General features: G+C 45.1%; 14 protein-coding genes. All 14 read right to left on the minus strand.

Translation table 11 applies throughout. The features are described 5' to 3' along the window. Positions 1 to 77 precede the first annotated feature (77 nt). Entirely contained in the window at positions 78 to 968 is an 891-nt protein-coding gene (locus GT1_RS00875; RefSeq protein ID WP_075755158.1) for an N-acetylmuramoyl-L-alanine amidase, read from the minus strand. Positions 969 to 998: 30 nt separating this feature from the next. Further along, complete coding sequence (locus GT1_RS00880) at positions 999 to 2,228, minus strand: glycosyl hydrolase family 18 protein (protein ID WP_075755156.1); 1,230 nt, start codon at positions 2,226 to 2,228, stop codon at positions 999 to 1,001. A 164-nt stretch (positions 2,229 to 2,392) separates the two neighbouring features. Next, on the minus strand, positions 2,393 to 3,118 hold the full coding sequence (locus GT1_RS00885; RefSeq protein WP_223225981.1) for a polysaccharide deacetylase family protein: 726 nt from the start codon (positions 3,116 to 3,118) through the stop codon (positions 2,393 to 2,395). 169 nt (positions 3,119 to 3,287) lie between these two features. Further along, the gene (locus tag GT1_RS00890; RefSeq protein ID WP_188396743.1) at positions 3,288 to 5,399 is read right to left on the minus strand and encodes a polyribonucleotide nucleotidyltransferase; all 2,112 of its coding nucleotides are present in this window, start codon (positions 5,397 to 5,399) and stop codon (positions 3,288 to 3,290) included. Between the two features lie 134 nt (positions 5,400 to 5,533). Then, positions 5,534 to 5,800 carry a 30S ribosomal protein S15 gene (gene rpsO / locus GT1_RS00895; protein WP_075755152.1) on the minus strand — a complete coding sequence of 89 codons (267 nt, stop codon included), beginning with the start codon at positions 5,798 to 5,800 and terminating at the stop codon, positions 5,534 to 5,536. Between the two features lie 146 nt (positions 5,801 to 5,946). Then, positions 5,947 to 6,867 carry a bifunctional riboflavin kinase/FAD synthetase gene (locus GT1_RS00900; RefSeq protein WP_075755150.1) on the minus strand — a complete coding sequence of 307 codons (921 nt, stop codon included), beginning with the start codon at positions 6,865 to 6,867 and terminating at the stop codon, positions 5,947 to 5,949. Between the two features lie 180 nt (positions 6,868 to 7,047). Next, a complete protein-coding gene (gene truB, locus GT1_RS00905; RefSeq protein ID WP_223225982.1) occupies positions 7,048 to 7,932 on the minus strand; it encodes a tRNA pseudouridine(55) synthase TruB in 885 nt (294 codons plus the stop codon). Beyond that, complete coding sequence (locus GT1_RS00910; protein WP_075755148.1) at positions 7,929 to 8,897, minus strand: bifunctional oligoribonuclease/PAP phosphatase NrnA; 969 nt, start codon at positions 8,895 to 8,897, stop codon at positions 7,929 to 7,931. The genes truB and GT1_RS00910 overlap by 4 nt, the downstream gene beginning before the upstream one ends. Before the next feature lie 5 nt (positions 8,898 to 8,902). Further along, positions 8,903 to 9,259, minus strand: a complete 357-nt coding sequence (rbfA, locus tag GT1_RS00915) for a 30S ribosome-binding factor RbfA (RefSeq protein ID WP_075755146.1) — start codon at positions 9,257 to 9,259, stop codon at positions 8,903 to 8,905. Positions 9,260 to 9,287: 28 nt separating this feature from the next. Then, positions 9,288 to 11,936: a translation initiation factor IF-2 gene (gene infB, locus GT1_RS00920; RefSeq protein ID WP_188396745.1), complete on the minus strand. Its 2,649-nt coding sequence runs from the start codon at positions 11,934 to 11,936 to the stop codon at positions 9,288 to 9,290. A gap of 164 nt (positions 11,937 to 12,100) precedes the next feature. Further along, the gene (locus tag GT1_RS00925) at positions 12,101 to 12,406 is read right to left on the minus strand and encodes a ribosomal L7Ae/L30e/S12e/Gadd45 family protein (protein WP_075755142.1); all 306 of its coding nucleotides are present in this window, start codon (positions 12,404 to 12,406) and stop codon (positions 12,101 to 12,103) included. Beyond that, positions 12,403 to 12,666, minus strand: a complete 264-nt coding sequence (gene rnpM, locus GT1_RS00930; RefSeq protein ID WP_075755140.1) for an RNase P modulator RnpM — start codon at positions 12,664 to 12,666, stop codon at positions 12,403 to 12,405. The genes GT1_RS00925 and rnpM overlap by 4 nt, the downstream gene beginning before the upstream one ends. Next, positions 12,663 to 13,742, minus strand: a complete 1,080-nt coding sequence (gene nusA / locus GT1_RS00935; protein ID WP_075755138.1) for a transcription termination factor NusA — start codon at positions 13,740 to 13,742, stop codon at positions 12,663 to 12,665. The genes rnpM and nusA overlap by 4 nt, the downstream gene beginning before the upstream one ends. A 25-nt stretch (positions 13,743 to 13,767) precedes the next feature. Then, positions 13,768 to 14,226, minus strand: coding sequence for a ribosome maturation factor RimP (gene rimP / locus GT1_RS00940; RefSeq protein ID WP_075755136.1), 459 nt, complete (start codon positions 14,224 to 14,226; stop codon positions 13,768 to 13,770). Positions 14,227 to 14,240 lie beyond the last annotated feature (14 nt).

The raw sequence follows: 14,240 nt of genomic DNA on the forward strand, positions 1-14,240 counted from the left end.
GCTAAGTCCCTGGATAATTCCGACTAAGATTCAAATGGGGTTAAAACCCCATTTGAATCAAGTCTCCATTTATAGAATTAGTTAGCAAAGTAGCTTACTATCCCATCGAAAATACCCTGAGCCATTTTATTGCGGTAACTGTCTTCCTGCAGTTTACGCGCTTCGCCGGCGTTTGTCACAAATCCCATCTCAACTAAAATACTAGGCATGCTGGTGTTGCGGAGAACGTGGAAGGTTGCCGGCGATGTACCTTTATCTACAGCACCTGTCGCTTTGACAATACCGTTTTGCACTTTAAGTGCAAGCTGGGAAGACTTGCCGCTGGGATAAAAGGTCATTGCTCCGTAAATGGCAGGATTGGGATTAGAATTGGAATGGACACTAACAAATATATCAGCCTTGTTAGCTTCGGCAATATTTACCCTTGCGGCTAATTCCTGTCCAAGCGAGCTGCCCTCGGCAGCTACGGTGCGGTCAGTTTCTCTGGTCATAACTACTTTGGCGCCGGCGCTTGTCAGCTTGTCCCGCAATTTTTTGCTGACAGCTAAGTTATTATCCGATTCCCGGGTATTGTTGGCTACCGCCCCAGGGTTGCTGCCGCCATGGCCTGGGTCGACAACAATGACTTTGCCACGCAATACACCGCTGCTGCCGGTAACAGAACTGCCGTCTCCGGACGGAAGCGGTGTCACTTTTACCGGACTATCCGGCGAAGTTGTTGCCGCCTTGCCGCCATCAAAAATATTCAGTATTGGGCCAAGAATTTTATCAAATAAAAAACTAAAAAGCTTTTCAAAGATATTAGATCCGCCAGAGCTGCCGCCGCCATCTGTTCCGGGAACAGTCGAAGCCCCCAGAGTGCTGACAACACTGTTTAAAGATGCCGCATGGCTAACTTGTACAGGTGCCACGACATTAAATACCAAAACGAGAAGCATAGCTATAATCATTATTTTTTCTTTATACACAACAAACCTCCTGTGTCGTTTATTAGTTGGTTATTTGCGGAACTTGTCCCTCAATACCGGCCACACTGCCGGGTCTTCTTCGCCAAGTTTCCACATGGCGGCACCGGCAATATCATACTTGGTAATAAGTGCCAGCTTGTGTTTCAAGCTTTCGCTATTTTCAAACCAAACCGTATGCGCTGTACCGTCTGTTGCGGTATAGCTAAAATGAGGAGATTTAGCTGTGTCATCCCACTGCACGGTTTTACCATAACGCTGAGCTAAATCCATAATAGCGTCAAACTCTAATGACTGGACTCCTTGTGCCGACCAGTCATAACCATAAGCAGCAATGCCAAGATAGAGTTTATCTTTAGGAATAGATTTCAACGCATATTTTAAGTTGTTTTCCACCCAGCGGATATCAGCAATCGGCCCCGGGCCACTCCAGGCACCGTGATTATCGTAAGTCATGATCATAATTTTATCAGCATATTTGGCTAACTCGGCGTAGTCATAGGCAGCCGCCACATCATTGTTCTCATCCTGTTTAGGAAAAACATCAATGGAAACAATATATCCCTGCGGTTTGAGGCGGCCATAAAGCTCACGCATAAAGGCCGTTAAAAGATCACGGTCTTTTGCCGGCACCATTTCAAAATCAACATTGATACCATCCAGATTGTACTTTTTAATATAGGCTTCAAAATTATCAATCGCTTTGGTTCTAAGAGCAGGGTTTGCCAGAACAGTATGCACTGGTGGCGCGTTATCCTGTTTAGCGTTATTCACCAACAGCAATACTGCCACATCTTTCTGATGAGCAGTGTTAACCACAGCTATATGGTCATTGCCACCCCGGTCGGTTAGTGTGCCATCGGCCTGCATGGTAGCCCAAAAAGGCGCAATGGTCTTAATTACATCAGCATTTTGAACCATAGAATTATACGAGGAAGTATCTTCCCCCCACCATTCAGCATAAAACCCGACAAACTCTTTCGCTAAGTTGGTCTTTAAGCCATTATCGGAACTATTGTCTTGAACAGCTGCATCTGGGCTGGCAGCATTTCCCAGGACTTTACCCAGGAACAGACCAAGGATAATATCAACTACCCCCTTGCCTGCACTCACGCCACTCGTCCCGCCGGACTCAGCAGTCCCGGCAGCCTGTCCTAATATATCAGATACGGAAAAAGCATGTGCCGGCATAACCGGCAGCATAAAAGTCGCCATAACAGTCATCATGACTAACCAAGCCGTTGCCTGCTTATACTTTTTCATCAGCTACCTCCATCCCAGCAGATAAGTTGTCTTATCCTGCTTTTAGAAAGCCATGCTTTCTGTTAAAGCAAGCATAATAACTACATGTTATTTTTTATGTAAACATATAGTATCACATTTATTGCATTTGGTCAATAAAAAAGCAGGCTTTCGCCTGCCTGTTTTTACGGTTTTAGTATATCAGATACCGTAGTTATTGTATATCCGCGTTTTTGTATTTCCTCAATAAGACTGGGAAGAGCCTGGGCGGTAGGCGCGGTTGGATGCATCAAAATAATGGCGCCGTTATGAAGCTTTTTCAATACCCGCTCCTTAAGTATTTCCGGCGGCGGCCGCTTCCAATCGACCGTATCAATGCTCCACATGATCGTAGTGTACTGTAATTCCTGCGCAGCCAGCAATACTGTATTGTTATACTCACCATAAGGTGGCGCGTACAGGTTTGTTTTTATGCCGGTAAGATTGTTTACTAATTCTTCTGTTTTTATGATTTGCTCTTTGTTTTTCTCTTTGCTTAGGTTGTTAGGGTGCGGGTGGCTATAGGTATGGTTACCCAGCTCATGTCCTCTATTGGCTAAATCCTTCAGTATTTCAGGATATTTATTAGCCCAGCTGCCGCCAATAAAAAAAGTGATGTGAATATTATTTTTATCCAATGTCTTAAGCATATCGGGGAGGTATTCTTCGCCCCAGAATACATTGCAAGCAAATGCCACTTGCGGCCGCGACTGATTTCCCTGAAAAATGGGCGGCGGTACAGTCGTCAGTTGGGTAGTAGCCAGCAGCGGCTGGAGCAGGCCTGATAACATAGCTATTGTCAAAAAGACACCAATAGAAAAATACACATACCACTGGCGAATTTTTCCTACCATTATCATTTTACACTGCATAACAATCAACTCCTGCCTAATACCCCGCATCACTTAAATAGTGAGGTGACGCAAGGTACTATCTCCTCGCTCACATATAGTACAGTGTATTAATGGTGCCAGTCATTTATGAGCAAAATTAAAAGACTTGGCTGCTGCCAAGTCCCTAAATTGTTTGACCGATATGGTATTATTCGCCGACTTCAGGGCGGGTTTCCTTTGGCGGTTCTGCTTTTAACAACTCTTTACGCGACAGATTAATACGGCCTTGGCGGTCAATTTCTGTAACTTTAACCATAATTTCATCGCCAATCTTAACAACATCTTCTACTTTGGCTACCCGTTCGCGCGCAAGCTGTGAAATATGGACAAGGCCTTCTTTCCCAGGCAGAATCTCGACAAATGCACCAAAGTTCATGATGCGGGTGACTTTACCCATATAGGTGGTACCAACTTCCACGCTGCGTACCAGGCTTTCAATTATACTCACTGCTTTTTGACCAGCCTCAACATCAACGGCGGCAATAAATACTTTGCCATCATCCTCAATATCGATGGTCACGCCTGTTTCCTCAATAATCTTTTTGATAATCTTACCGCCTGGTCCAATGACATCGCGAATTTTATCAGGATCAATTTCCATCGTAATAATGCGCGGTGCAAACGGCGAAAGTTCTTTTCTCGGTTCAGCAATAGCCTCAAGCATTCTGCCCATTATATGCATGCGTCCCCGCCTGGCTTGAGCCAGCGCATCTTCAAAAATTTCCTTCGTAATGCCGGATATTTTCATATCCATCTGCATAGCTGTTACACCTTTTGCCGTACCGGCTACTTTAAAGTCCATATCACCCAGCGCATCTTCCATGCCTTGAATATCTGTCAGGATGGTATAATGATCCCCTTCTTTAACCAGACCCATGGCTACACCGGATACGGGAGCTTTAATCGGCACACCGGCGTCCATTAATGATAATGTACTGCCGCATACGCTGCCCATAGAGCTTGAGCCATTGGATTCCAGCACTTCTGACACTAACCGGATGGTATAAGGAAAATCAGTTTCTGAAGGAATTACAGGCAGCAAGGCTCTCTCAGCCAGTGCGCCATGACCAATCTCGCGACGGCCCGGACCGCGTGAAGGACGAGTCTCACCTACGCTGAAGGAGGGAAAATTATAATGATGCATATAGCGTTTGGATTCCTCAACACCAAGCCCGTCAAGAATCTGTTCATCCCCGATGGCTCCCAGGGTGGTTATCGTGAAGACTTGCGTCTGTCCGCGAGTAAACAAGCCTGACCCATGAGTACGTGCCAAAAGACCTACTTCACAAGTAATAGGCCGTACTTCTTCAATCTGGCGGCCATCTGGACGGATTTTATCAACGGTAATCATTTTCCGTACAATTTCTTTGAGAATTTTTTGGAACATGTAATTAATGTCTTTTTCATTCTCAGGATACAGCGAAAGGAAATGTGCCACAACTTCATTTTTAATCTGTTTGATATTTTCCTCACGCGTATGCTTATCTGAATTAACTACAGCTACCTTTAACTGTTCTGTTGCAAATTGCCGCATAGCTGCATCAATATCGGCAGGGACTTCATATAACGGTTTTTCCTTTTTCGGTTTACCGATTTTCGCAATAATATCTTCCTGGAAAGCAACTATTTCTTTGATGGCTTCGTGACCAAATAAAATTGCTTCAAGCATGGTTTCTTCCAGCAGTTCATTGGCCCCTGCCTCAACCATTAAAATGGCATCTTTGGTACCTGCTACGACTAAATTAAGTTCACTTTTTTCCTGCTCTTCCACCGTGGGATTCAAAATAAGCTTGCCGTCAAGCAGCCCTACACGCACACCGCCAATTGGCCCGTTAAAACCAATATCAGATACGCCTAAAGCGCAGGATGCACCAATCATTGCCGGGATATCCGGCGGGTTGTTCTGATCTACCGACATGACAGTAGCCACAACGTGAACATCGTTTCTCAGCCCATCGGCAAATAACGGTCGAAGCGGCCGGTCGATTAAGCGTCCGGCTAAAATGGCGGCTTCGCTTGGACGCCCTTCCCGTTTGATAAAGCCACCGGGAATTTTGCCAACCGAATATAAGCGTTCTTCATAATCAACAGTCAATGGGAAAAAATCAATGCCCGGCCGCGGCTCGGCCGACTGAGTCGCAGCCACAAGCACAGCCGTGTCACCGTAACGTACCAAAACGGCACCGCTGGCTTGTTTAGCCATTTTACCTGATTCAATGACCAGGGTACGGCCACCTAATTCCATCTGGAATTTCTCCATATTTTGTTTTCCTCCTCTGTTAAACCCCTTTTCTTTTAGCAAAGATTAACTGTTCGACATTTTTCTTATTATTCCCTTTTTTATTTTTCTTTAACCTGGAAAATAAATAAAAAAAAGCGGAAAATCCGCTTTTTTTATTTCCGCAAGTTGAGTTTTTCCAAGATTGAACGGTAGCGTTCAATATCATTTTCACGCAGATAGTTTAAGAGACCTCTGCGCTGACCAACCATTTTTAATAGACCGCGACGGGAATGGTGGTCTTTTTTGTGTTCTCTTAAATGTTCTGTCAAATAATTAATGCGCTCGGTAAGAATCGCAATCTGAACTTCCGGTGATCCGGTATCATTCAAGTGTACACGATATTTTTCGATAAGTTTCTGTTTGTTTTCAGGTGTCAGCACGATGGTTCACCTCCTTTTACGTAGCTTTACCCCCATTAGCCAAGACATCGCCGGAGACTCGACTATCCTCGCTATGGTTATATGTGATTTAATCACTAAAATATATACTAACATAAAGATTAACACATGTAAACCTTTATAGCGCTTTAAAAGTAATTTTTTCGCGCAAAATTGATATCATTAGCCATTTGCTGTTTTAGTTGCTCGATGGAATTAAAAGCAATCTCACCGCGAATTCGGTCAAGAAATTGTACCTGAAGATGTTCTCCATAAATCAAACGGTCAAAATCCAAAATATGGATTTCAATCCGGCGGGATTGCCGCGTGAAGGTAGGATTATTGCCAATATTGGCTACTGCATTAAATTTTTGGCCGGACTTATCTATGGCATACACGGCATAAACTCCGTCAGCGGGAACCAGCAGGCCTTGAGGAATAGCCAAATTAGCGGTAGGAAAGCCTAATTTATTACCCCGCTGGTCGCCTTTGATAACTTCCCCGGTGATGGTTACGAAGCGGCCAAGCAAAACAGCCGCCTGTTTGACTTCACCCTCTTTAATTAATTGCCGGATAACAGTACTGCTCACAACAGTACCTTCGATATCAACCATATGTACCACATCGACGCTGAACCCGTGAAGAACGCCAGCCTTTTTCAACATGTCCGACGTCCCTGCCCCCCGATACCCATAGGTAAAGTTTTCTCCGACTATCACATGTTTCAGCTTAAGGTTGTTGACCAGCATTGCAACGAAACTCTCAGGCGTCAGTTGTAAAAGCTGACTTGTAAAGGGGATATTAAATAAAATATCAACTCCCAGGGCTGCAATTAAATTAACCTTTTCCGGGTTGGTTATGATGAGCGGTGGACAATGTTCTGGATTAATAACATTTAGAGGATGATTGCTAAAAGTAAACACAGAGCTCAAGCAGTTTTCGTTTTTCGCCAGCTCGACAGTACGTGAAATGATTGCCTGATGTCCAACATGAACACCATCAAAAGTTCCTAACGCCATATAAATGCCCGGATATTGATGTATGTCTTTTATCTGTGTAAATACTTCCATAGTTTCTCTGTTTCTCCTCGTTACCGCCTTACAGAAGGCTTGAGCGCAATACCTGGCAAGCGCTAGCTATAGCCTTCCTATCAGGGCAAAAATTATAAGGGGTGACTTTTGCTAAGAAAAATCGCTGGAGTGGCGCGCAAAATTTATAAATTCTGTTAGGCAAGCCAATAGTCCGGAACGCTACCGGTCCGGACTTAATATTTTAACTGGCGTTAGTAGCGACTGACCTTCGGCCCCGCTTATTTTCCGTCCAATGCCAATGAAAGTTTTCTGCCAGTCGTAGATTGTAACCAAATCCAGGGCATTTGCCTGACAGCAGATACTGCGTCCATTTTTTACAGCATTAGAATCTTGTTCAGATAATATCACAGCGGGAAAATGAGCAAGAACACTATCAGGCTTTTGGACGGCTTTTTCCTTGAGTAAAGCAATTTCTTCAAGGGTTAAAGACTGTTCCAGACAAAAATTACCGACACGGGTTCTTACCAAAAAACTCATGACTGCCAAACAATTCAATTTACGGCCAATATCAGCACATAATGTCCGAATGTAGGTTCCTTTAGAACAGGTTACATCAAACACAAGGCCTGCTTCATGCTCTGCCACCAATGCAATAGCATGGATCATAATGGTTCGAGGTTTCCGCTCAACTACCTGACCGGCACGAGCCAGCTCATACAACTTTTTACCGCCAATTTTCACCGCTGAATACATGGGGGGAATCTGTTCGTTAACTCCGATAAACGCTGCCAGCGTTTCCCTTATTTGTATTGACGACGGCCTTGTGTACGGACTGCTGGCAATAATTTGACCTGTATCGTCACCGGTATCTGTTTCAAACCCGAAGGTAAGTTCAGCACGGTAATGCTTGTCTGCGTCTGACAGATACTCAACAAGTCTGGTTGCATTACCTAAAAAGATTGGTAAAACGCCAGCTGCCGCCGGGTCCAGCGTACCGGCATGACCGACACGTTTTATACCATATAAGCGGCGAATAAACGACACCACGTCATGAGATGTCATCCCTGGCGGTTTAAGTACATTAATCACACCACTGTGCATCATGCAATAAAACCTGCAGCTAATTGTTTTCTTGCTGCCTCGACAACCAATGTTTTAGCACGGTCAAGCGGCTCAGCTACCGTACACCCCGCCGCCCGCGCATGCCCTCCGCCGCCAAAAGAAAGGGCCAGCTTGCTTACATCTGCTGTCTTTGAACGCAGACTTACCCTCACACTATTATCATCTGCTTCCTTAAACATAATGGCTATTTCAACCCCGTCAATGTTACGCGGATAATTAATAAAGCCTTCTGTGTCATCCTTAAGTTTGGTTATTGCATCATAGTTTAACACGATTGTAGCTATGTTCCCGGCATCGCCGCAATCGATGATCTCAAGCGTCTCAAGCACTTTGGGCAGCATTTCAATAACAGCCCTTGGTTTGGTTTCAAGACGTTCGGAGATAACATGCGGCTGAGCACCCAGTTCCACCAATTCCGCCGCAATTTTGAGGGTTTGAGCTGAAGTATTGGCATAGCGAAAAAAACCGCAGTCAGTGGCTATGGCCGTAAACAATGCTTCAGCCATACTTGGCGTGATATTGGCATTTACTTCTTTAAATATCTTGAAAATAATTTCGCCGGTAGCGGCCGCCTGACTATCAATATACCAATAATCGGCAAACTTGACGTTGGATATGTGATGATCCAGGTTCAGTATAGGGGCTTTTATAACCTCACTTACCTTCCCAATTCGCTCCAGATCACTGGCATCAAGCACTACCAGTAAATCGGCGGTATGGACAATACCTTCAGGCTTTTCTACCTTCTCCCAGCCGTGGAGAAAGTAGAAAGCCCGAGGAACTTCATCATCAAGCAGGATTCTTACCTGTTTGCCCTGCGCTGACAGAAAGCTGTAGAGGGCAAACAGCGACCCTAACGCATCACCGTCCGGATGAACATGAGCAGTCAATATGATGTTGTTGGCTTTATTTAACAGCGTAGCGCTGTCTGCAATCGACACTTCCATCGGTGTTACTGGTTGCCTTCTTCCTGCTTAATTTTCAAGATGAGCTCCTGAATTCGCGCACTATATTCTAAGGTTTCATCAAGGTGTAGTGATAATTCCGGCGTACATCTCATCCGGATGCGTTTGCCGATTTCGGCACGCATATAGCCTAAGGCTTTAGTTAATCCAGCCCAGGTTTCAGCCTTTTGTTCATCACTGCCCATAAGGCTGAGATATATTTTAGCACTACGAAGGTCACCGGTGGCTTCCACCCTGGTAACTGTTACAAAGCCTATCCGGGGATCTTTGAGATCTGTCAGGATTATCTTGCTAATTTCCTGTTTGATAAATTCCTGCACCTTTTCTACCCGCAGTTGTCCCATAATAATTCCTCCGCTATCTACAACATCATTAAGCGCGCGGTGCGACTTCTTCCATGGTGAAGGCTTCAATGATATCGCCTTCTTTAATATCGCGGAACTTTTCAACAGTTATGCCACATTCATACCCTTGTGCGACTTCTTTGACATCATCTTTAAAACGCCGCAATGATTCGAGTTTTCCTTCATGAATAACAATGCCGTTTCTCAAGATCCGCACTTGGCTGGTACTGGTGATTTTTCCTTCCGTTACATAGGAGCCGGCAACCACTGCTTTAGGGATAGAAATTACCTGGCGTACTTCTACATGTCCCAAAACGACTTCTTTAAACTCAGGAGCCAGCATACCGGTGATGGCAGCCTCTACATCATTAATGGCTTCATAGATAACCCGGTAGGTTCTAACGTCGATTTTTTCAGTGTCTGCCGCTTTGCGGGCATTACCGTCAGGTCGGACATTAAAACCAATGATCAGGGCGTTAGAAGCGGCTGCTAACATAACGTCCGATTCATTAATGGCGCCGACACCGGCATGAACGATATTTACTCTCACTTCATTGTTCTTGATATTTACCAGTGATTGACGCAGAGCCTCAATCGATCCCTGAACATCGGCTTTCACTACAATGTTAAGATCTTTTAAGCTTCCTTCCTGGATTTGCTTAAATAAATCATCCAGTGAGACCTTCTGCGACTGCTTGATATCTTCTGTACGTTTTTTGGCCACACGTTTTTCAGCCACAGCCCTGGCAGTTCGCTCGTCAACTGCCACTAAAATATCACCCGCCTGGGGAACATCGGCCAATCCCAATACTTCTACCGGTGTAGAGGGTTCAGCCTTCTTAATTTTTTCGCCACGGTCATTGGTCATTGCCCGCACTTTACCATAAGCGGTACCGGCAATGATGGTATCACCGATTCTAAGCGTACCTTTTTGCACAAGTACGGTTGATACCGGTCCCCGTCCTTTATCAAGTTTGGCCTCAATAATGGTTCCATAAGCAAGACGATTGGGATTTGCCTTAAGATCAAGCATTTCCGCCACTAATAAAATCATTTCCAGAATGTCGCTGATACCTGTCTTTTGATGGGCTGAGACCGGAACCATAATAGTGTCGCCGCCCCAGTCCTCAGGTATTAACTGATGTTCTGCCAATTGCTGCTTGACCCGGTCTGGGTTTGCACCCGGACGATCTATTTTGTTAATGGCAACAATAATCGGAACTTTTGCCGATTTGGCGTGATTGATAGCTTCTATCGTTTGAGGCATAACACCGTCATCAGCGGCAACAACCAAAATGGCTATATCAGTTACCTGAGCGCCGCGCGCGCGCATGGAAGTAAACGCTTCATGGCCCGGAGTATCCAAAAAGACAATCTTTTTGCCCTGACACATTACCTGATAAGCACCAATATGCTGGGTAATCCCGCCAGCTTCCTGCGATGTCACATGGGTTTGCCGAATAGAGTCTAACAGTGAGGTTTTGCCATGGTCAACATGCCCCATAACCGTAACAACCGGTGGACGATGAACCAAATCTTTTTCATCATCTTCAATCTCCGGAATTTCTGTCGGATCTTCTTCCGGCGGAATAGCTTCAACAGTGACGCCAAATTCACCGCCTAAGATAGTGGCTGTATCGAAATCGACTTCCTGATTAATACTGACCATGGTTCCCAGCATCATCAGCTTTTTAATTACTTCGCCTGCTTCCCGGCCCATTTTGCCGGCCAGGTCTTTTACCGTAATTGATTCGCCAATTTTGATGCTCTTAGGTTTTGGCATCTCAGCTTTCGGCGGAGTAAACTGATTCCTGCCGGTCTGGTTTCTGTGCTGGCCGGAACGTTGCTGCAAATTCCTATTCCCCTGCCCGGGGCCGCGGCGCGAATTATTATTGGTCGAACGGCGATTATTATTTTGAAACTGCGAATTTTGCTGTCCCTGTGGCCTGTTATCCGCCCCAGAAGCCGGATTCGGCTGCTGGCGCTGCTGCCCAGACTGTTGCATAGGAGTCTGTGGCCTTTGCGGTGGACGCTGCTGCTGGTTATTGAAGCCGGGTCTGTTCTGTTGCTGCTGGTTATTGGTACCCGGTCTGTTCTGCTGTTGCTGATTATTATAGCCCGGTCTATTTTGCTGCTGCTGATTACTAAAGCCCGGCCTGTTCTGTTGTTGCTGATTATTGAAGCCCGGTCTGTTTTGTTGCTGCTGGTTATTATAACCCGGTCTGTTCTGTTGCTGTTGGTTATTATAACCCGGTCTGTTCTGTTGCTGTTGGCTATTGGTACCCGGTCGGTTCTGCGGCTGCTGGCTATTGACACCCGGTCTGCTCTGCGACTGATTGCTGCGGACCGGTCTGTTCTGTTGCTGCCCACTCTGATTCGGCCTGTTTGACGGCTGGTGAGAATGAGCAGCCGGTACGGCATTAGCGGCTGCAGGCTGCGATACCCGTTGTTCAGCCGGTGCGGCAGGCTGGGATGACTGCGCAGTGCGGACAGGCGTACCCGGATTAGGCTCTCCTGTTTTACGGGCAAACGTTCTATCAATTGCGACCTTTGCATCCTCATCAACACTGCTCATATGATTCTTGGCAGTAATATTATGGCGACCTAAAATATCTATAATAACTTTACTGGTAGTATTATATTCTTTGGCTAATTCATATACTCTGTATTTGGACATTGATCCACCCCCATTTTCTTTCTCCCCCACGGATAAAATCGACTTACCTTGAAGTGAGGTTTTACTCCTGCCACAAGGTTAATCTCCTCAATCCCGGACTTCCCGCTTTACCTCCCACTTGCAGAAGCTGGAAGTTCGAACAGGTCAGTCAGCGGAGATATAGCTTACTCTTCTAACGCCCGGACTAACGGTTTGACAAAACCATTATCGGTAATGACCACTGCCGCCCGTAGTGCTTTGCCGATTGCACCACCCAGTTGTTCTTTTGACAAGGCATAATAGATAACGATATCCCTGGATTCTGCTTGATACTGATACTCTTTTTTCGTAGCATCAGATGCATTGTTTGCCACAATCAGCATTCTGGCCTTGCCTGATTTGATAGCACCCTGAACCGCAAAATCACCTGAGACTATCTTGCCGGCCTTCTGCGCCAATCCCAGAAGCGACATAAGGTTCTTTTCGTTCATTCGGTAACCCCGGCCCTCAGCGCATTATAAACAGCTTCATCAATCTGATGTTTAAGCGCCTTTTCCAGGCGTTTTTCCTTAAAAGCTTTTGTCAAACATTGCTCACACGGGCACATATACGCACCCCGTCCGGCTTTTTTGCCGGTAGGATCAAGTATCACTTCTCCGTCCGGAGTTCTGACCACCCGCAGCAATTCTTTTTTTGATTTCATGGTCTGACAGCCAACGCACATTCTAAACGGAATCTTTTTGGCTTTCACTCAAACTCCTCCTGCGCTGAGCTTAATGGTGAAACTGATGCCTGAGCTGCTTGTGATTCACTCTTAATATCAATTTTCCAACCAGTAAGCTTAGCTGCCAGTCGTGCGTTCTGTCCTTCTTTGCCAATAGCCAGTGAGAGTTGATAGTCTGGAACAACTACTCTTGACATTTTTTCCGCTTCCTGAATATCTACAGAAAGTACTCGGGCAGGACTCAAGGCATTGGCTATATATTTTGCCGGATCAGCATTCCATTTAACTATATCTATTTTTTCGCCTTTTAACTCGTTAACAATAGTCTGTACCCGCATACCTTTATGGCCTACACAGGAACCTACAGGATCCACTGTCTCATCACGGGAGTAGACGGCGATCTTCGATCGTAGGCCGGGTTCCCTGGCTACTGATTTTATCTCAACAACCCCATCGTGAATTTCAGGCACTTCCAGTTCAAACAAGCGCTTCAATAATCCTGGATGGGTTCGGGATACAAGTATTTGGGGCCCTTTGGTGGTTTTCTTTACTTCTACTATATAGGTCTTCAATCTGTCGGCGTGTTTATATATTTCATCAGGAATTTGTTCAGAAGGTGCTAAAACAGCTTCCGCTTTGCCCAAGTCAATAAATACATTTTTTTGTTCAATTCTCTGAACAATACCTGTTACAATATCACTTTCCCGATTGGAAAATTCCTCATAAATCATACCCCGCTCGGCTTCCCTAATACGTTGCACAACAACCTGCTTAGCTGTTTGTGCTGCAATTCTGCCGAAGTTTTTGGGCGTAACTTCTAATTCAACCACATCTTCAAGCTCATAGCGCGGATCAATAGCCTTAGCTTCCTTTAAAGACAGTTCAAGACGTGCATCACTTACATCCTCAACCACATTCTTCCGGGCATAAACATGTATTTCACCGGTAGTTCTATCCAAAGAAACTCTTACATTTTGTGCCGAACCGAAGTTACGTTTATAGGCTGAGATCAAAGCGGCTTCTATGGCATCAAACAAAACTTCCGGCGCAATGCCTTTTTCTTTTCCCAATTGTTCAAATGCCTGCATAAATTCAGCGTTCATACAATTCCCCCCTATTCAATTGTTGCTAAAACTCTATATGTAATCTGATCTGCGCAGCTTTTTCCCGCGGAATATTCACAATTTGTCCCGCGATATCAATCCGGACTTCTCCATCAATTAAACCAAGCAGGTTTCCCACAAGCACTTTTTGTCCATTAATGGCCTCATAGGTTTTTACTTCTACCTTATCACCAGCATGACGGACAAAATCACGCTCCTTTTTGAGCGGACGATCAAGACCGGGGGAAGATACTTCAAGATAATAATGATCTTTAATCAAATTACTTTCATCCAGCTTAGCCTCAAGCTGCTCGCTCACCCATTGACAATCATCAATCTCAATACCTGATTCTTTATCCAAGAAGACTCTGAGATACCAGTCGTGCTCTTTTACATATTCAACATCAACCAATTCAAGCTTACTATCGGCAATAATGTCGGAAACAAGTTTTTCAACAACTGATTCTATTTTCTCTTTAGACATGATTTTTATAACAC

It is taken from the genome of Sporomusa sp. GT1, assembly GCF_014634905.1.
Classification (GTDB): Bacteria; Bacillota; Negativicutes; order Sporomusales; family Sporomusaceae; genus Sporomusa; species Sporomusa sphaeroides.